At 45.9% G+C, this 18,165-nt stretch carries 16 protein-coding genes; 2 read left to right on the top strand and 14 right to left on the bottom strand.

All coding sequences use genetic code 11. The annotated features are described in order from the left end of the window. Positions 1–7: 7 nt before the first annotated feature. From E2R65_RS19090 to E2R65_RS19035, 12 genes are all read right to left on the bottom strand, one after another. Positions 8–919 carry an SDR family oxidoreductase gene (locus E2R65_RS19090; RefSeq protein ID WP_229704703.1) on the bottom strand — a complete coding sequence of 304 codons (912 nt, stop codon included), beginning with the start codon at positions 917–919 and terminating at the stop codon, positions 8–10. Positions 920–927: 8 nt separating this feature from the next. Further along, the gene (locus tag E2R65_RS19085; protein WP_134338091.1) at positions 928–1,698 is read right to left on the bottom strand and encodes an enoyl-CoA hydratase/isomerase family protein; all 771 of its coding nucleotides are present in this window, start codon (positions 1,696–1,698) and stop codon (positions 928–930) included. 35 nt (positions 1,699–1,733) lie between these two features. Further along, positions 1,734–3,545, bottom strand: coding sequence for an AMP-dependent synthetase/ligase (locus E2R65_RS19080; RefSeq protein ID WP_134338090.1), 1,812 nt, complete (start codon positions 3,543–3,545; stop codon positions 1,734–1,736). A gap of 29 nt (positions 3,546–3,574) precedes the next feature. Next, positions 3,575–5,368: an acyl-CoA dehydrogenase family protein gene (locus E2R65_RS19075; protein ID WP_134338089.1), complete on the bottom strand. Its 1,794-nt coding sequence runs from the start codon at positions 5,366–5,368 to the stop codon at positions 3,575–3,577. Positions 5,369–5,395: 27 nt separating this feature from the next. Continuing rightward, positions 5,396–6,574, bottom strand: a complete 1,179-nt coding sequence (locus E2R65_RS19070) for an acetyl-CoA C-acyltransferase (protein WP_134338088.1) — start codon at positions 6,572–6,574, stop codon at positions 5,396–5,398. 20 nt (positions 6,575–6,594) lie between these two features. Next, on the bottom strand, positions 6,595–8,967 hold the full coding sequence (locus E2R65_RS19065; RefSeq protein WP_134338087.1) for a 3-hydroxyacyl-CoA dehydrogenase/enoyl-CoA hydratase family protein: 2,373 nt from the start codon (positions 8,965–8,967) through the stop codon (positions 6,595–6,597). Between the two features lie 39 nt (positions 8,968–9,006). Then, on the bottom strand, positions 9,007–9,462 hold the full coding sequence (locus E2R65_RS19060) for a DUF2147 domain-containing protein (protein WP_134338086.1): 456 nt from the start codon (positions 9,460–9,462) through the stop codon (positions 9,007–9,009). 242 nt (positions 9,463–9,704) lie between these two features. Then, a complete protein-coding gene (locus E2R65_RS19055) occupies positions 9,705–9,968 on the bottom strand; it encodes an acyl-CoA-binding protein (RefSeq protein ID WP_134338085.1) in 264 nt (87 codons plus the stop codon). Between the two features lie 6 nt (positions 9,969–9,974). Then, a complete protein-coding gene (locus E2R65_RS19050) occupies positions 9,975–10,424 on the bottom strand; it encodes an acyl-CoA thioesterase (RefSeq protein WP_204986337.1) in 450 nt (149 codons plus the stop codon). Positions 10,425–10,428: 4 nt separating this feature from the next. Next, the gene (locus E2R65_RS19045) at positions 10,429–11,406 is read right to left on the bottom strand and encodes an electron transfer flavoprotein subunit alpha/FixB family protein (RefSeq protein WP_134338084.1); all 978 of its coding nucleotides are present in this window, start codon (positions 11,404–11,406) and stop codon (positions 10,429–10,431) included. A 22-nt stretch (positions 11,407–11,428) separates the two neighbouring features. Beyond that, positions 11,429–12,172, bottom strand: a complete 744-nt coding sequence (locus E2R65_RS19040) for an electron transfer flavoprotein subunit beta/FixA family protein (protein WP_134338083.1) — start codon at positions 12,170–12,172, stop codon at positions 11,429–11,431. A 235-nt stretch (positions 12,173–12,407) separates the two neighbouring features. Continuing rightward, positions 12,408–13,295 (bottom strand): helix-turn-helix domain-containing protein, encoded by an 888-nt coding sequence (locus tag E2R65_RS19035; RefSeq protein ID WP_134338082.1) that lies wholly within the window; start codon positions 13,293–13,295, stop codon positions 12,408–12,410. Positions 13,296–13,571: 276 nt separating this feature from the next. On the opposite strand from E2R65_RS19035, the gene E2R65_RS19030 reads away from it, so the two are divergent. Together E2R65_RS19030 and E2R65_RS19025 are read left to right on the top strand one after the other, a co-directional pair. Beyond that, entirely contained in the window at positions 13,572–14,795 is a 1,224-nt protein-coding gene (locus E2R65_RS19030; RefSeq protein WP_134338081.1) for an OmpP1/FadL family transporter, read from the top strand. 18 nt (positions 14,796–14,813) lie between these two features. Then, complete coding sequence (locus E2R65_RS19025; RefSeq protein ID WP_134338080.1) at positions 14,814–16,142, top strand: SGNH/GDSL hydrolase family protein; 1,329 nt, start codon at positions 14,814–14,816, stop codon at positions 16,140–16,142. Positions 16,143–16,277: 135 nt separating this feature from the next. On the opposite strand, the gene E2R65_RS19020 is transcribed toward E2R65_RS19025, so the two are convergent. Then, the gene (locus E2R65_RS19020; RefSeq protein ID WP_134338079.1) at positions 16,278–17,273 is read right to left on the bottom strand and encodes a zinc-binding dehydrogenase; all 996 of its coding nucleotides are present in this window, start codon (positions 17,271–17,273) and stop codon (positions 16,278–16,280) included. Positions 17,274–17,496: 223 nt separating this feature from the next. After that, positions 17,497–18,108: a superoxide dismutase gene (locus tag E2R65_RS19015; protein WP_134338078.1), complete on the bottom strand. Its 612-nt coding sequence runs from the start codon at positions 18,106–18,108 to the stop codon at positions 17,497–17,499. Positions 18,109–18,165: the final 57 nt, after the last annotated feature.

The raw sequence follows: 18,165 nt of genomic DNA, 5'->3' as shown, positions 1-18,165 counted from the left end.
ATTCGGGTTAACTGCCCCTGGCAGACCTGGTTAGCTGTTCAATACCATCCCACATTTCATCGGTCACCATCTCCAGGCCGTTAAATTGCCCTGCCCCCTGTAGCCATTCGCCGCCATCAATCGTAATTACATCACCATTGATGTAGCCTGAGTAATCAGAAACCAGATATGCGGCCAGATTGGCTATTTCCTGATGTTCGCCAACACGCTTAAGCGGAACACGGTTTTTAAAGTCGAATTTAGCTGCCATTTCGCCCGGTAATAATCTTTCCCAGGCACCTTTTGTAGGAAAGGGCCCCGGGGCAATGGCATTAGTGCGGATCTTATGGCGGCCCCACTCTGCGGCTAAAGAGCGCGTTAGAGCTAATACCCCCCCCTTAGCACAAGCCGAAGGGACCACATAGCCCGATCCTGTTGATGCATAAGTTGTAATAATGTTCAGGATGTTACCGGGAATTGCTTCCTTTATCCAATACTTACCCAGCGCAAGCGAGCAGTTAACCGACCCTTTAAGAACAATATCAATAATGGTAGAGAAGGCATTAGCAGATAAACGTTCGGTAGGCGAAATAAAATTACCCGCAGCATTATTTACCAAAGCATTCACTGCTCCAAAGCTTTTAATAGCCTTTTGCAATACCTCCTCAACTTCGCTATAGTTACGTACATCACAAACTACCGGCAAAACATTGTTTCCTGTTTGGGCAGTAATATTATCGGCTGTTTTTTGCAGCACATCAAACTTGCGGCTTGTAATAACCAGGTTGGCGCCCAATTTTGAAAAGTAAGTACCCATGGCTTTCCCAAGGCCTGTGCCGCCACCGGTTACAACAATGGTTTTCCCTTTAAAGGCATCGGTTTTGAGCATTCCGGTATCGTTACTGCCGGCTGTCTGGTTCTCGTTATTGCTATTTTGCATGGCTTATGTTACTGCTTTACAGGATTATTTAATTTATCGATAGCTTTTTGCAGCGTAGCGCGCGTTGCAGGCGCCCACCATTGCTGCTGCATTTTTTCCAGGGCCTGGCTGTTCTCATTTTTTAACTGCGCTAAAAGATCGCTGCGGAAGTTTAGCTTACTTTGCTGCCATGCCGCCTGGTTAAGCTGCATATACATTCTTACCTTTTGTTCTGCAGCCGCCAATACATTAGCAGGTTCTGCAATTTCATCTATTAAGCCATTTTGCAGGGCCTCTTCAACATTCAGCAGCTTACCTTCCAATAGGTATTGATAAGCCTTGCGCTTACCCAGCCAAAACGAGTAAAGATGAAAAACAGCATCGGGCACTACAATACCCACCGGGATCTCATTTAAGCCGATAATGTAACGGCCCTGGGCCATTACCCTGTAATCGCAGGTTAGTGCTATAATGCATCCCCCCGCCGGGCTATGGCCGGTTATGGCCGCAACCAATGGTTTTTTAAAGTTTGCCAGTACGGCCTGCATCTGTAAAAAAAGCGTCCAAAAATGGCTGCTTTCCTGCTCATTATAGGCAAACACTTCCATCAGATCTATCCCGGCAGAAAAAAAACCTTCTTTGCCCGTTATGATCAGTCCTTCAATTGCATCATCAGCTTCCATCTGCTGTGCGGCAGCTATCAGCTCGGTAATCATTTCAATATTGATGGCATTGGCGCGCCCCCTGTTTAAGGTTATAGTGGCCAGTTTATTATTTACGGCTAATTGCAGCGTATTCATACAGGTAAATTATATCAGATATTAAAACTGGCCTCTTAATGTGTAACCAAAGTGCCGTTAATATTACCGGCGTAGATCTCTTCTATTTCGTTTTTATATTTTTCCATTATAATGCGGCGTTTCATTTTACCTGTGGGGGTAAGTTCTCCGCCATCTATGGTCCATTCCTGCGGTAACAGGGTGAATTTTTTCACCTGCTCCACGTGGTTGAATTCGGTATTGAAACCGTCAATAATGAGTTGGAACTGGGCAATGATGGCCGGTTCTTTCAGGAGTGTTTCATTGGATGTGCAGATGATCTTATTTTGATCGCACCAAAGTTTAAGGTTAGGAAAAGATGGGACGATCAGCGCAGAGGTGAATTTCCGTTCGGCACCAACAACCATCATCTGCTCAATCAGCGGGCTCTCCTTCATCCTGTTCTCTATGGGTACAGGTGCTACATATTTGCCACCCGAAGTTTTAAAGATCTCTTTTTTCCTGTCGGTGATCTTTAAAAATCCATCATTATCAAAAGCACCTATATCCCCGGTATGGAACCATCCGTCCTGTAGTACTTCGGCTGTAAGCTCGTTGTTTTTATAATAGCCCACCATTACGCTTGGGCCCTTAGTTATAATTTCGCCGTCGTCGGCAATTTTAACCTGCACATCGGCTATGAGTTTGCCTACGGTGCCAAACCTTCTGTTAGTAGCATTGTAATAGTTAACAGAAATTACAGGCGAGGTTTCTGTTAACCCGTAACCTTCTAATACTACCATTTTAGCTGCGGTAAAAATTCTTGCCAGCCTAACCGGGCAGGCCGAGCTGCCTACAACAATAGCCTTTACTTCGCCGCCTATTGCTGCGCGCCATTTACTGTAAACCAGTTTATCGGCAAGGGCCAGCTGTAGTTTAAACCAGGGGCCTTTACCAGCGTTTTCAAATTGCTCTGCAAGTGCGATAGACCAATTGAAGATCTTTCTTTTGAGCCCTTGCAGCTTGTTGCCCTCTATCATTATTTTTTCAAAAACCTTCTCCAGCAAGCGTGGTACCGCAGTAAAAATATCGGGTTTTATCTCTTTCATATTTACACCGATGGTATCCATACTTTCGGCAAAGTAAACCGAAAAGCCATTGAACAGATAGATATACATGCACATTTTTTCGAAAATGTGGTTCATCGGTAAAAAGCTGAGGGCGCGTTGGTGATTTAACGGGATCTGGGTTAAAACCTGGCTGGAACCGGTAACATTGTTCACAATATTTTTATGCGTAAGCATAACGCCTTTTGGCCTGCCTGTTGTGCCGGATGTAAAGATAATGGTGGTTACATCCTGCTCCTTAATAGTATTGCTTATCTCATTTATCCTGTCTATACCGGTTTTAGGTACCGGTTTTAAGATCTCCTGCCAATTAGTGCAGCCGTCTACCCGGTCAAACGAAAAGATATGGGTTAAGGAGGGTACCTTTACCTGCACCGCAGTTACGTTGCTGCAAAGGCCTTTATCACTCACAAAAATGCATTTAACCTCGGCCTCGGTTAAGATCTGTTCAATCTCTTTTAAAGCTATATTGGGGTATAAAGGCACCAATATAGCACCTATCAGCTGAACCGCCAGATCCACAATCACCCATTCTGGCCTGCCGTTGCTGATCAATCCTACCTTATCGCGGCCCTCGGTAGTACCATCGCCGGCAGATATACCCATATCCATTAAAGCTGCAGCCAGTTGATACACCTGTGTATGTATCTGCGTAGTACTGTAGGCCTCCCAGGCGCCATTTACCTTGGCATTTAAAAAATTTGCCTGCGGGCTTTGGGCCTGGATAGCCATACAATCAAATAACCGGGCTGCATTTTTCATGGTAACTTGTTTTAAGGATCAGTTATAAATTAAAAGCAGTATTTGTTATTGTCTATCAGTTTTGCGGCAACACGCCGGCGCGCAGCCGTGGCGTTCAGATCCTCGGTTTTGGTATAACGCTTTAAACCTGTCATGATCATTCGGCGCTCATCGCCTTCTGCAAACGAATTCAGCGCCTCCTTACCTGCTTTAAAGATCTTATCGGCCGAGTCTCTGATGTAAACCTGCATCATATCTATCTGGTCCTGTATGGCAGCTTCGCCACGCTGGCCGGCCAGTTTTTCTACCCGCAGCTGTACAGATTCGCTCACATAAGTTTCAATCACCATATCTGCCAGGTACATTAATACTTCCTGTTCTTTTGCCAGGCTGGTCATTAATTTCTGTACGGCGGCACCTGCTATCAATAAAACGGCTTTTTTAAAATTGGCCACATATTTTTTTTCCTTCTCAAACAGCGTTTCTTCTTCGGTATTAAAATCAGGAATAGACATCAGCTCTTTAGCCACGCTTTCTGCCGGGCCCATCAGGTCCAGCTCGCCTTTCATCGCACGTTTCAGGATCATATCAACCGTAAGCATACGGTTGATCTCATTGGTGCCTTCAAAAATGCGGTTGATCCGGCTGTCGCGGTAAGCGCGGTCCATCGGCGCTTCGGCGCTGTAGCCCATCCCGCCGTAGATCTGTACACCTTCATCCACCACATAATCCAATGCTTCTGATGCATGTACTTTTATAATGGCAGCTTCTATCGCAAAAAGTTCGGTACCTTTTAATTTGGCTTTTGAAGCTTCCATGCCGTTCTCTATCAGGTTACTAATGGCATCCTCTATGTTTTGACTGGCACGGTACATGGCAGCCTCGGTTGCATACGTGCGGATAGCCTGCTCGGCCAGTTTATAGCGGATAGCGCCATATTTGGCAATAGGCCGCCCAAACTGTTCGCGCTCATTGGCATAACGTATCGCATTGGTAATAACTGATTTTGAAGCGCCCAATGCGGCTCCGCCCAATTTAATACGCCCCAGGTTTAAGATGTTTACCGCTATTTTAAAACCGTTGCCCCGTTCAGATAGTAAATTTTCTACCGGCACCTGGCAATCGTTAAAAAATACCTGTCGGGTAGAACTTCCCTTGATACCCATTTTATGCTCTTCTGGGTTTAGCGATAACCCTTCAAACCCTTTTTCCACAATAAAGGCGCTCAGATTTTCGTCGTTATCTATCTTGGCGAAAACAGTAAAAATATCTGCAAAGCCGGCATTGGTGATCCACATTTTTTGGCCATTGATCAGGTAATGCTTACCATCTGCAGATAACGTTGCGCGTGTTTTGCCCGAGTTAGCATCAGAGCCTGCACCCGGCTCTGTAAGGCAATAGGCACCCTTCCATTCGCCGCTCCCCAACTTGGGGATATACTTGTTTTTTTGTTCTTCGTTACCGTAATAAAGTATAGGCAGGGTGCCAATGCCGGTATGCGCCATTACGGCTACAGAAAAAGACGCCCCCGGCCCGGTTTTTTCGCTGATGAGCATAGCCGTAGGGAAATCTTTACCAAAGCCGCCGTACTCTTCGGGAATGGATACGCTCAGGATCCCCAACTCGCCGGCCTGGTCTATCAGGCTTACCATCAGCCCTTCTTCCTGCTTGTCTATACGATCTATAGCGGGTACAACCTTTTGCTCTACAAACTCCTGGCAGGTTTGTGCAATCATCAATTGCTCTTCATCCCAGTTTTCGGGAATAAATACATCTGCGGCATCGGTGGTTTTTATTAAAAACTCACCACCTTTTAAATGCTTATTTTCTGTTGCAGTGCTCATAATTCTATGGAGTTAATGTTTTTGATGTTAATTTAATAGTTCAAAAATGCCTGCGGCACCCTGGCCTGTGCCTACGCACATGGTAACCATGCCATATTTTTTATCCCGCTGCTTCAATTCATCAAATAGTTGTACCGAAAGCTTGGTGCCGGTGCAGCCCAGCGGATGGCCTAAGGCTATAGCGCCACCATTTATGTTTACCAGATCGGGGTTTAGGCCCAGGCCCCTGATGATGGCTAACGACTGCGAAGCAAAGGCCTCGTTCAGTTCTATCAGGTCCATATCATCTTGTTTTAACCCGCCTTTTTTCAACACTTCGGGTATGGCGTATAAGGGGCCTATGCCCATAATACGCGGCGGCACGCCCACCACCGAATAGCTGACCAGCCGTGCTATTGGCGTTAAATTATGCTGTTTCATGAACCTTTCGCTCACGATCATTACAAAAGCAGCCCCATCGCTGGTTTGGGATGAATTGCCTGCAGTAACCAAACCGCGGGCATCAAATACCGGTTTTAACTTAGCCAGTGCTTCTATAGAAGTATCGGCACGGGGGCCTTCGTCTGTATCTACCGTAAAATCTCTTTTCTTTCTTTTGCCGCTTTCATCCACATAAGTTTCGGATACTGTAACCGGCACTATCTGGCTTTTAAAAGCACCTCCTGCAATCGCTCTGATCGCTTTTTGGTGCGATTGATACGCAAACTGATCCTGATCCTCGCGGCTGATGTTAAATTCTTTGGCTACCGCTTCTGCCGTCAGACCCATACCCCAGTAATAATCGGGATGGGTAAGCGCTACATCTGCATTGGGTACAATACGCCAGCCGCCCATGGGTAAAAGGCTCATGCTTTCTACGCCGCCGGCAATAATGCAATCGGCCATGCCGCTGTGCACTTTAGAGGAGGCAATGGCTATGGTTTCCAAGCCCGATGCGCAATAACGGTTAACGGTCATACCCGGCACCTTATCCGTATCTAAGGCCATTAGCGAAATTAACCGCCCAACGTTCAGCCCCTGCTCGGCCTCGGGCGTAGCGTTGCCTACAATCACATCCTCAACATGTTCTTTATCTACGTTGGGCACACTGGCCATTAAGTGTTTTATTACATCGGCAGCCAGCGTATCGGGCCGGGTAAACCTGAAGCCCCCGCGGTTTGCCTTACCTACTGCACTGCGGCTTGCTGCTACTATATATGCGTTCATGGTTTTGTTAGTAGTTAATGTTAGTTTCTTAATACTTTACCGCCTGTTAAGATCGACTGGATACGTTCCAGCGTTTTTCGCTCGGCGCAAAGCTGTAAAAACGCCTCCCGCTCCAGGTTTAACAGGTATTCTTCGCTTACCAGTGTTGGTTGCGAAAGGTCGGCACCGGCCATTACATAGGCCAGCTTCTGCGAGATCTTTACATCGTGCTCGCTGATGTAATTGCCACTGAACATGGTATTGGCGCCAACATAGCCTAAGCCCAGCGCCGCTTTACCCAACACCCGGATATCTTTACGCTGAACCGGTTGCGTGTACCCTTCATCGGCCAATAACAGGCATTGCTTTTTAGCTTCGGCCAAGAGCCTGTTACGCGATATCACCACCATATCACGGCCCTTTTTAAGGTATCCCAGCTCAAAAGCTTCCTGCGCAGAGGTGGATACTTTGGCCTGGCCGATAGTGAGGAACCTGTCGCGGAAGTTGTTCATCTCTATATCACCATCCTGCAGCTCGTCGCTCAGGCGCAGTGCAAACTCTTTAGTGCCGCCACCGCCGGGTATAAGGCCTACGCCAAATTCTACCAGGCCCATGTACAGTTCGGCATGTGCAACAACCTTATCTGCATGCAGGCAAAGTTCGCACCCGCCGCCCAAAGCCATTTGATGAGGCGCCGCAATAACCGGGATAGAAGAATAGCGAATGCGCATCATGGTATTCTGGAATGCTTTGATCACCATATTCAGTTCATCAAATTCCTGCTCAACCGCCATCATAAATATCATACCCACGTTGGCGCCTGCGCTAAAGTTGGCACCTTCGTTAGATATCACCAGGCCTTTATAGTTCTGCTCTGCCAGGGTAATGGCTTTGTTGATGCCTTCTATCACCTCGCCGCCAATGGTGTTCATTTTAGTATGAAATTCCAGGTTAATGATGCCATCGCCCAGATCGGTAATGGTGGTGCCGCTGTTCTTCCAAATAGTATTTGCGGCACGAATGTTATCCAGCAGGATAAACTCTTCGGTACCGGGAATGATCTTGTAGCTTTTAGAAGGAATATCATAGTACAAGCGCTTGCCATCTTCAATTTTGTAAAAAGATGATGCACCGGCAGCCAGCATATCATAAACCCATTGCGCAGGCTTATGGCCGTCTGCTTCCATGGCTTTCAGAGTGTCTGCAACGCCCAGTGCATCCCATTTCTCGAACGGGCCGGTTTCCCAGCCGAAGCCGGCATTCATGGCGGCATCTATTTTATAAAGGTCGTTTGTAATTTCGGGGATACGGTTGCTGGAGTAGGCAAACAGCTGATAAAATATAGCGCGGTAAAAATCCCCCGCTTTATCTTTAGCTGCAAACAGCACCTTCATCCTGTCGCTAAGGCTCTCAATGGTTTTGGTGGTTTCCAGCGATGCGAACTTTACTTTTTTGGAAGGTTGATATTCCAGCGTTTTCAGATCCAGGGTAGAAAACACGTTAGCACCGTTTACCTTATCTTTTTTATAAAAGCCTTGTCCGCTTTTACTGCCCAGCCAGTTATTGGCTACCATTTTGGTCACAAATCCCGGTATCTGAAACAGGTGACCGGCTTCGTCATCGGGCACACCCTGGCTAAGGCCGTTAGCCACATGCACCATCGTATCAATACCCACCACATCGCTGGTGCGGAAGGTGGCCGATTTTGGATGGCCGATAACCGGGCCTGTTAATTTATCAACTTCTTCAATACTGATGCCTGTTTTATCGGCATAATGCAAAATGCTCATGATGCTGAACACCCCGATGCGGTTACCAATAAACGCGGGGGTATCTTTAGCAAGCACGGTAGTTTTGCCTAAATATTTTTCGCCAAAGTGTAGTAAAAAGTCTGTCACCTCTGGCAGGGTATCAGCCGCAGGGATAATTTCCAGCAGTTTTAAATACCGGGGCGGGTTAAAAAAATGACTCCCGCAAAAATGCTTTTTAAAATCATCGCTGCGCCCTTCGGCCATTAAGTGGATAGGGATCCCCGATGTATTAGAAGTAATTAAAGTACCGGGGGTTCGGTACTTTTCAACCTGGTCAAAAACCAGTTTTTTGATGTCCAGCCGCTCAACCACTACTTCAATTATCCAGTCATAACCGGCAATCTTCGGCATATCATCCTCAAAGTTACCGGTAGTGATATTTTTGGCTAACGTTTTATTATAAATAGGCGAAGGGCTTGATTTTAAGGCTGCGGCAAGGGCATCATTCACCAGTTTATTCCTGGCGCCTGCAACAGCATCTTTAGGTACAATATCCAGCAGCAGTGCCTGCAGGCCAATATTGGCAAAATGGCAGGCTATGCGGCTGCCCATTACACCAGAGCCCAGTACAGCAACCTTTTTTATTACTCTTTTTGCATTCATGATGCTATGCTTATATTTTTTTATGATTTTATGTGAAAACTATTCTGCCCTTGTAAAGGTGGTTGTACGGCCAAATAACGAGATACCGATGTATCCCCTGATATCCAGCTTATTGCCTTTGTAAGTCATTTTGCAGCTATAGGTTTTACCGTTGTTAGGGTCGTAAATAGTGCCGTTCGTATATTTGTCGCCATCTTTTTCAAACCCGGCCAGTACCGGTAAACCCAGCCGCGGCCGGCTGCGCAGCTTTTCATCGCTGTTTAATTCATCAACCTTGGGCTTGCCGTTTTTTAAGGGCTCTTTCAACCACACTACCTTTCCATAAAATTTGCCATCTGCACCTTTGGAAATCTCTACTTTCCCGGTTCTCTCCTGGTTATACCATAAACCTTCTATCTGGTCTTTATGGCTCTGTGCTTTTGCGGTAAAACAAGCTGTAGTTGCGATAAAAAGGATAAGGACTAACCGCGTTAATTTTTTTTTGAAAACAGGCATGGCTTAAATGTTATGTCCGCACAGTTTATCATCTTTAAAAAACAGTAAAGCAGCGCAGGTAATGCATTTTCCCCGACAGTATAAACTGAATTTTGAAACAAAGAAAGATTAACAGTTTGGCCGGTAAATAATTAGTATTGGTTTATTATAACAAATATCCTGATTATGCATGCATAACAAAGGGCTATATATCGGAATGATTTGTCAAAAGTTCGGTTATTCGTAAAATGCGGCTTAATAAGCTAAACTGTTTTTAAGGCATTTATGGTGCTGATGTATTGCTCCATCGCCTCATCTGCACTTGTACCGGTTAGTTTCTTCCAGGCATCCTGTTTAGCCTTATTCACAAAATCAAACATCCCGGGGGCGGGTGTATCAGCCGGTATATCGCCTTCTGTTGCCTGTTTATACAGGCTATATATTTTTAGCAGCGTATCATCATCGGGGCGTTTTGCTAATTGCTTGCTTTCTGCAACGGCTATTTCAAAGCTTTCTTTTAAACTCATGGTAAATTATTGTTTTGAATTGGGTATATCCTCGGTATAATCATCGCTCAAGGGCGCATGTGCAAACAGGTTGCCCAGTTCTGGTGGCAATAGTGTAAGCCTGCGCTTATCCATATCTATCCAGGCGCCGTCGGCGTTTATCAGGGCCGCCTTAACCCCATCGGCACGGAATATTTCATGCCGGATAGACCATCTTGAACCATCAGCCCTTGACCGGCTAACCTGGCAGCTAACCTTAATAAGTTCGCCAAGCGCAATTTCGCGCAGATAAAAAAGTTCTTCCTTGAACAACACGGGGCCAACCCGGTATTCAAACAGTTTAACAGGGTTAAGGCCTACCCCACCCAGCATATTTAGCCGGGCCTGTGCGGCTACATCTGCATATGCCGAATGCCGCATATGCTGGTTAGCATCTATCTGCGACCACAGTACCTGGCCCTCATAATATATATGCATAGTATTAATGCTGTTGTGCTTTAAATTTCTTTACAGCTTCGGTAAGGCGCGGCAAAACTTCCATTACATCACCTACCACACCGTAATTTGCTGCTTTAAAAAATGGCGCCTCGGGGTCTTTGTTGATCACCACAATGGTTTTAGAACCGCTTACCCCGGCCAGATGCTGTATGGCGCCCGAAATACCTGCCGCAATATATAAATTGGGCCGCACGGTACCGCCGGTTTGGCCAACATGCTCGTGATGAGGCCTCCAATGGGCATCTGCAACCGGGCGCGAACAGGCCGTTGCTGCACCAAGCTCTTTTGCCAGGCCTTCAATCAGCCCCCAGTTTTCGGGGCCTTTCATACCACGGCCGCCAGATACTACCAGTTCTGCATCAGACAGCGGAATTTCTCCGGTGATCTGATCAACGGATTGTACTGTTACGCCAAAATCTTTTTCATCAAAAGCTACCGTTAAATTTTCAATAACTGCACTCCCTTCGCCTTTAACCAGCGGGAAGCTGTTTGGAGCAAGCATCACTACTTTAACCTGGCTGGTAACGTTTACAAATGCAAAAGCTTTACCAGAGAAAGCCGATTTTTTTACCACAAATCCATCACTCATATCCGGAGATGATAGTGCGCCCGAAACAAGGCCCGCCTTTAACTGCACGGCTACACGCGGTGCAATGGCACGGCCGTTAACATCATGCAAGGCTACAATTACCGGGCTGCCCTCCTGCCTGGCAGCAGTTACCAATATGCGGGTAAAGGCACGGGCATGTAACTGGTTTAAACGGTTGTCGCCTATATACAGCACTTTGGCTGCACCGTAATTACCCAGGTTTTGCATCTCGCTTTCGGCAACATTGCCGGCAACAATAGCGGTTGCTGTGGTACCCAGTTTTTTAGCAATATCTGCGGCATACTGCACCGCTTCCAGGCTTTTCTTTTTGATAGTACCTTCTGTATGTTCTACTAATACGATTACTGACATTTTTTTTAAGATTTGGGGGTTATTATATCACCTTTGCTTCGGCATGTAACAGGTTAACCAGCTCATCCATCTGGTCGGGCGCAATTAATTTCACACCTGCCTTAGCCGGCGGTAATTCATAATGCGCTACCGTTGTTAACGGTTCAATAGCTGTTGGGCTTATGGTTTTTAACGGCTTGGTACGAGCTGCCATAATACCGCGCATATTAGGGATGCGCGCTTCGGCAACACCCTTTTGGCAGGATATTACTAAAGGCAGGCTGGCGGTATCTGTTTCTTCGCCGCCATCTATTTCGCGTTTAACGGTAGCAATGGTGCCTGCTATATTAACAGCGGTAGCAAAACCTATAAAATCTATATCAAGCAGTTCGGCCAGCATAGGGCCAACGGCACCGTTAGCGTAGTCTATCGTTTCTTTGCCGCAAAGCACCAGGTCGTAAGCCTCGTTTTTGGCATATTCGGCTATGTAGCCTGCTGTAACATATGGGTCGTTGCTATCAGCATCAATACGGATGGCTTCATCGCCGCCCAATGCCAGTGCTTTTCTGATAACAGGTTCGGTATTGGCACGGCCAACGGTAATCAGGTGCACGGCATCGGCAATACCCGCCTCTTTAAATTCCAGGGCGCGTACAAGCGCGTACCATTCGTCATAAGGGTTTATAATAAAGGTAATGCCGTTTTCTTCTACGGTTTTATTATTGTCTTTTAATACAATTTTGGTTACCGTATCAGGCACCTGGCTGATACATACTAATACTTTCATTTATATCGGTTTTAATTGGTAGATAGCCGCCGGATAAGAGGTATCCGCATCAGGCTATATTATTTAAAGGCCAAATTTAGGCGGGATGCTACAGCAAAAAAGGGCAGGAATGCGGACTTATTGGTCAAAAAATCGGGCGTTAGCAATTAAACGCTTTAATATCGAACCCTTTCTGTTCAAATATCAAATAATGAAGGGATATCATTATTCTGTATTGTTTACCTAAGCAAATTCATCAGCTATTTGCCTTAACCCGGTATTCTGAAGGTGATAAGCCGGTTTGCTTTTTAAAGTATTTGCCAAAGGAGGACTGGTCGGGAAAATGGATAGCCTCGGCAATCCGGGCGATGCTTATTTCATAGTTTCGCAACAGTACTTTAGCCTCTAATATTACGGCATCATCTATCCATTCGCCGGCGGTTTTGCCGGTTACTTCTTTAATGCTTTCTGTTAAGTGCTTAGGCGATACGCATAATGTATCGGCATAGTGCTGCACATTGCGGTGCTCCTTGTATTGATGGAACACCAGGTTCTGAAACCGGATATTGAGTTCCTGCTTACGCGTCTGCTTGTTTTTGATGATGACGTTGAGATGCTCATAAACAGCGGCTACCTCGTACAGCAGCGTGGCCAAAATACTGCGACATATCTCGGTTTTGTAGGGATGCTCTTCGCGCAGCAGCTTATTTTTGATCAGTACAAAAACTTCCAGTATCACTTTAGCCTTTTCATGATCGGGATAGATAACCGGGGTTGAAGAACTATTGAAATAACTGAACGATTCTAAAAAGTGGCTGTTGATATTATTTTCGGTTAAAAACGACTTTGAAAAGACCACAAAACGGCATAAAAAGTCCTCGCTGCTATCATAAATACGCAATACATGAAAAGGGGTTGCCAGCAGCATCGCATTCGGCCGGGCATCATAAACCTGCAGGTTCACTTCTACCCTGGCCGTGCCGCGGGTGCAGATGCCGATGATATATCCATCAGACCGGTAGGGATATTCGCTAAGGGCTAAAAGATGCTTTTCTTCGGTGATAAAAAAATCTGCCCCAATAGATTTATCTGCATACAGATCGACAAATTTAGGGAAACTTAACTGGGCGATTTTTTTGCTCATGCAGATCTGGAAAATAGGTATCGATACCCAAACATATTTAAAATATATGAAAAATAGATAGCAGGCTACGATAAAAAACCATCTGCGGCTATTAATAAAATAGTTTTAATTTTATTTTTGCGCCAAGATGTATTATTTTTCAACTTCCGACTTTTTGACCAATAAGTCCGCACTACAACCCTTTTTTTGCTGTTTAAGCTACTTACTTTTACTCAAGTGCTATCTTCGCACAAACCAATTATAAGCAACACCAGGGCTTAAACTATATTATTAATTATGAAACGACTATTACTATTGCTATTGGCATGTTTGCCTGTTATGGCATTTGCACAGGGTTTCCAGGTCAATTTACATGGCCAGAAACAAATTGGCATGGGCCACACGGGCACAGGTTTATTACAAGACGGTGCATCGGTACTGTTTAATCCCGGGGCGCTCTCCATGCTTTCCGAAAATTATGTACAGGCGGGCATAAGTCCGCTTATCTTTAAATCGGGGTTTAATCCGGCCGGCACAAACGATAGCTATTATACTAAAAGCAAACTGGCCACTCCGTTTACGTTTTACGGCGTTTGGGGGCCTAAACAAAGTAAATTTAAATTTGGCCTGGGTGTGTACACCCCCTTTGGCGGCTTAACCGACTGGGGCAATAACTGGCAGGGTAAATACTCGCTGGAAAGCCTGGATCTTAAGGCCATTTACATTCAGCCTACCATTAGTTATAAATTAACCGACTTTTTAAGCATAGGCGGCGGGTTTGTATATAACCATGGTATTGTTAACCTAACAAGGGCTATCCCGCTTGCGGATGCTAACGGCGCCGACGGACAGGCACAACTAAAAGGAAGCGGCCACGGCTACGGATGGAATGCCGGTGTTTTTATTAAAGCAAGTAAAGATTTTACCATTGGTTTAAATTACCGCTCAAAAGTAAATACCACCATAAAAGATGGCGATGCGCTGTTTACCGTGCCAAATTCTGTTAAGGCTAATTTCCCGCAGCCTAATACCTTTACGGCAAGCCTGCCTTTGCCTTCAACCTCTTCTATTGGTTTTGGTTACACCCCATCAAATAAATGGCTGCTGGCACTGGATGTAAATTATGTGCACTGGAGCGTGTATAAAGTACTGGGATTTGATTATGCTAAAAACACCCCTACACTACAGGATACCTACTCGCCCAGGAATTATAAAGACGGCGCCGCCTTTAGGGCCGGTGCGCAATACCAGGCTAAAGACAATCTGTTTTTACGTTTCGGCGGTGGATACGGCATCACCCCGGTACGCGATGGTTATGTTACCCCCGAGGCACCGGATGCTAACCGCTATTATTTTACCGGCGGCCTGGGTTACAAAGTAACACCACATCTGGACCTCGACCTGTCTTTTGAGTACGAGAAGGTATTTGCGCGTACGCAAACCAATATCGAATCTAACCTGTCGGGCACGTTTAAAACAAACGTTTACATTCCCGGAATTTCTTTAGCGTATCACTGGTAATCTCTTTAATATAATCAGATGAAAAATTTTAAACTATACTTTTATGTGTTGCTGGCTGCCGGCTTTGTTGCCTGTAAGCCCTCGTTCGAAACGCCAAAACCCAGTGCGGGCACGGCAGATTTCTCTAAATATATTGCAGTAGGTAACTCGCTTACCGCCGGCTATGCCGATGGCGGTTTATACCTGGAGGGGCAGGAGAATTCCTACCCGTCTATCATTGCCAAGCAGATGCAAGCTGCCGGCGGCGGTACTTTTACCCAGCCATTATTTAACCAGGCGCAGGCCAACGGATCGGGCTATTTAAGATTAACCGGCTTTACGGCAACAGGATCGCCCGTTACTGCATTGGTGACTGATAATACCGCGGTAACCGGCCAAACGGCTATCCCGGGCTTTGGTAATGTAACCACTTATGCCAAATACAGCGGTACCGATATTAATAACTACGGTGTGCCGGGCATTAAGCTTTTGCATATTACCCTGGCCAGCTATGGCAACTTAAATGGCTTTTACGAAAGGTTACTACCCGGTTCGATAGGTACGCACACTACACCTTATATTGATTTTGTTACGGCGAAACCTTTTACCTTCTTCTCTAACTGGCTGGGCAACAACGATGCCCTGGGCTATGCAACATCCGGCGGTGCAGGCGATGTACTGACAGATAAAGCCACCTTTGCTGCCTTATATAACCTGGCTATGGGCAAGCTTACTGCTGCAGGCCAAAAAGGTGTGGTAGCAACCATACCGGATGTTACCGCTATCCCTTACTTTAACACGGTTACCGTGGCTGCTATACTGGCCGGGGTACAAAAAGCCAACCCGCAGGTGCAGGCAATTTATATTAATGCTAAAACTGCCGCAGATGGCACTACTACCTACGCACCAAGAGTGGCTACCGCCCAGGATATGATCGTGCTAACCTTCCCTACTGCCAAGATCGGTACAATGGTTTCTTCGCCTGCAGGTATGCTGCCTTACGGCTTAACCCCCTACACACCTATAGAAAACCAGTATGTGCTGGATAATAACGAGGTTACCCTTACTAAAGATTATGTAAATGCCTACAACAGTACCATTGTATCTGTAGCTGGCGCCAAGGGTATTGCAGTAAATGATATGTACACCTTTTTAAATAATGTAAAGGCCCACGGCCTGGTAGTGGATGGTGTAAGCTTAAACTCGGGTTATATCAGCGGTGGCCTGTTCTCTTTAGATGGTGTTCACCTTACCCCAAAAGGGTATGCTATTGTAGCTAACGAATTTATAAAGGCTATTAACAAAAAATATAACTCGAGTATCCCGCTGGCTAACGTTTCTGCCTATCGCAGTGTAAAGTTTCCATAATAGTTAATATAAGGCAGCGGGGCAATATATAAACCCGGTTAGCATTTATTACCAAGCACAAACAAAAGGAGGCCGCATATATTAAATTATGCGGCCTCCTTTTGTTTGCCATTAGGCGCTGTGCCTGCAGTTGATTCAGGGGGTTATTACCAGTTTGCCAAATTGTTTAGAGGCGCCCATTTTATCAAAAGCCTTTTTGGCATCCGCAAGCGGGAATACTTCATCAATAACGGGGACGATACGGTACTGATCAACAAAGGCAAGCATCGCTTTAAAGTCTTCATCCGTGCCCATGGTGGTGCCTAAAATTTGCAGTTGTTTCCAAAATATTGGCCGGGCATTCAATTCCGGAATATTACCTGCCGTACCCCCGAAAAACACGATACGCCCGCCGGGCCTACACAGATCAGGAATCTTATTAAAATCGGGCCCAAGGGCGCTGTCCACTACCACGTCAAACCCGCCGCTACTTAAATGTTTAAGTTCTTCGGCCCAGTCTTGCGCCTTATAGTTTACACCTGCGGCTGCGCCAAGCTGTTTGGCCTGTTCTATCTTTTCGCCCGAGCCGGATGTTACAAACACCTGCGCACCTGCAGCAACCGCAAATTGCAAAGTAAACGAACCTGTACCTGCACCAACACCCACAACTAACACTTTATCGCCCTTTTTTAGCTGTGCCTTGGTAAACAATGCCCGGTAAGCTGTTAAGCCGGCCAATGGCAAAGCGGCAGCCTGTTCAAATGTAAGGTGTGCCGGTTTTGGATACAGGTATTCTGCTTTTACCAAAACATAATCGGCCAGGGTACCATCATTCGGCAGGCCTAAAATTTTAAAATCCTTACCCTGAAATTCCGGGCTTTCTCCCCAGTTATGAGATGGGTTGATGATCACCTCTTTACCGAGCCAATCGCCGGCACCTTCGCCTGTTTCGGTTACAATACCGGCACCATCGGCACCTAAAATAGTTGGATATTTGATGCCGGCATATTTACCCTGGGTTATCCACCAGTCGCGCCGGTTTAAGGCAGCGGCTTTTATTTGCACCAGTACTTCGCCCGGGCCGGGTGTGGGTTTGGCAACTTCTTTTACAATGATAGGGTTTTCTGCAGATTCGAGGACGATGGCTTTCATAGGATAATATCTTAAACGTTACGTTTTATGAGTGATAGCTTAAGCCTCACCCTGCCCTCTCCTTTGGAGAGGTTTCTTTTTCCCAACTTAATCCCCTGCTTTGAAGTGGATTTGGTTAGGCGAATTACGTAGCGTATTTATAAAATAAAAAAAGCGGCAGAATGTTTATCCTGCCGCCTTGTATTTTAAACTCGCTCTTTTAGGAGAGGGTTGGGTGAAGCTATTAAGCGATAGCTTTGGTATATAATTCTGAAACGTGGTTCCAGTTGATCACATTCCAGATAGCGGCCAGGTAATCCGGGCGGCGGTTTTGATATTTTAAATAATAAGCATGCTCCCAAACATCGATACCTAAAACAGGGGTACCTTTTACTTCGGCAATATCCATTAAAGGATTATCCTGATTAGGGGTTGAGGTAACCGCCAGCTTTTTATCGGCAGTAACTATTAACCATGCCCAGCCAGAACCAAAGCGGGTTGCACCGGCTTCAGATACCTTTGTTTTAAAATCGGCAAATGAACCGAAGGTGCTTTTAATAGCATCTGCCAAAGCGCCGGTAGGCTCGCCGCCACCGTTTGGTGAAAGTAGCGTCCAAAACATGGTGTGGTTATAGTGGCCGCCACCGTTATTACGCACAGCAGGCGGAAACTTTGATATATTTTTGATGATATCCTCAATTTTGCTGTCAGCCTCTGGCTTGCCTTCTAAAGCTTTGTTTAAGTTGGTAACATAAGCCTGGTGGTGCTTACCATGGTGAATTTCCATAGTAGCTTTGTCAATGTGCGGTTCCAGAGCATCGGTAGCGTAGGGTAACGCCGGTAGTGTAAATGCCATAATATTTAAAATTTTAAGGTTAAACGTTTTTGGTGATGGAACAAATATAAGGGTTGA

Source organism: Mucilaginibacter phyllosphaerae, assembly GCF_004378255.1.
Classification (GTDB): Bacteria; Bacteroidota; Bacteroidia; order Sphingobacteriales; family Sphingobacteriaceae; genus Mucilaginibacter; species Mucilaginibacter phyllosphaerae.
This window is presented reverse-complemented; position numbering and strand designations above follow the sequence as displayed.

What these genes read in the sequence shown, in the direction of transcription:
- E2R65_RS19035 (WP_134338082.1), bottom strand. Translation starts at nt 13,295, where the DNA reads ATGAGCAAAAAAATCGCCCAGTTAAGTTTCCCTAAATTTGTCGATCTG.
- E2R65_RS19065 (WP_134338087.1), bottom strand. Translation starts at nt 8,967, where the DNA reads ATGAATGCAAAAAGAGTAATAAAAAAGGTTGCTGTACTGGGCTCTGGT.
- E2R65_RS19070 (WP_134338088.1), bottom strand. Translation starts at nt 6,574, where the DNA reads ATGAACGCATATATAGTAGCAGCAAGCCGCAGTGCAGTAGGTAAGGCA.
- E2R65_RS19030 (WP_134338081.1), top strand. Translation starts at nt 13,572, where the DNA reads ATGAAACGACTATTACTATTGCTATTGGCATGTTTGCCTGTTATGGCA.
- E2R65_RS19050 (WP_204986337.1), bottom strand. Translation starts at nt 10,424, where the DNA reads ATGCATATATATTATGAGGGCCAGGTACTGTGGTCGCAGATAGATGCT.
- E2R65_RS19020 (WP_134338079.1), bottom strand. Translation starts at nt 17,273, where the DNA reads ATGAAAGCCATCGTCCTCGAATCTGCAGAAAACCCTATCATTGTAAAA.
- E2R65_RS19085 (WP_134338091.1), bottom strand. Translation starts at nt 1,698, where the DNA reads ATGAATACGCTGCAATTAGCCGTAAATAATAAACTGGCCACTATAACC.
- E2R65_RS19040 (WP_134338083.1), bottom strand. Translation starts at nt 12,172, where the DNA reads ATGAAAGTATTAGTATGTATCAGCCAGGTGCCTGATACGGTAACCAAA.
- E2R65_RS19045 (WP_134338084.1), bottom strand. Translation starts at nt 11,406, where the DNA reads ATGTCAGTAATCGTATTAGTAGAACATACAGAAGGTACTATCAAAAAG.
- E2R65_RS19025 (WP_134338080.1), top strand. Translation starts at nt 14,814, where the DNA reads ATGAAAAATTTTAAACTATACTTTTATGTGTTGCTGGCTGCCGGCTTT.
- E2R65_RS19060 (WP_134338086.1), bottom strand. Translation starts at nt 9,462, where the DNA reads ATGCCTGTTTTCAAAAAAAAATTAACGCGGTTAGTCCTTATCCTTTTT.
- E2R65_RS19015 (WP_134338078.1), bottom strand. Translation starts at nt 18,108, where the DNA reads ATGGCATTTACACTACCGGCGTTACCCTACGCTACCGATGCTCTGGAA.
- E2R65_RS19090 (WP_229704703.1), bottom strand. Translation starts at nt 919, where the DNA reads ATGCAAAATAGCAATAACGAGAACCAGACAGCCGGCAGTAACGATACC.
- E2R65_RS19075 (WP_134338089.1), bottom strand. Translation starts at nt 5,368, where the DNA reads ATGAGCACTGCAACAGAAAATAAGCATTTAAAAGGTGGTGAGTTTTTA.
- E2R65_RS19055 (WP_134338085.1), bottom strand. Translation starts at nt 9,968, where the DNA reads ATGAGTTTAAAAGAAAGCTTTGAAATAGCCGTTGCAGAAAGCAAGCAA.
- E2R65_RS19080 (WP_134338090.1), bottom strand. Translation starts at nt 3,545, where the DNA reads ATGAAAAATGCAGCCCGGTTATTTGATTGTATGGCTATCCAGGCCCAA.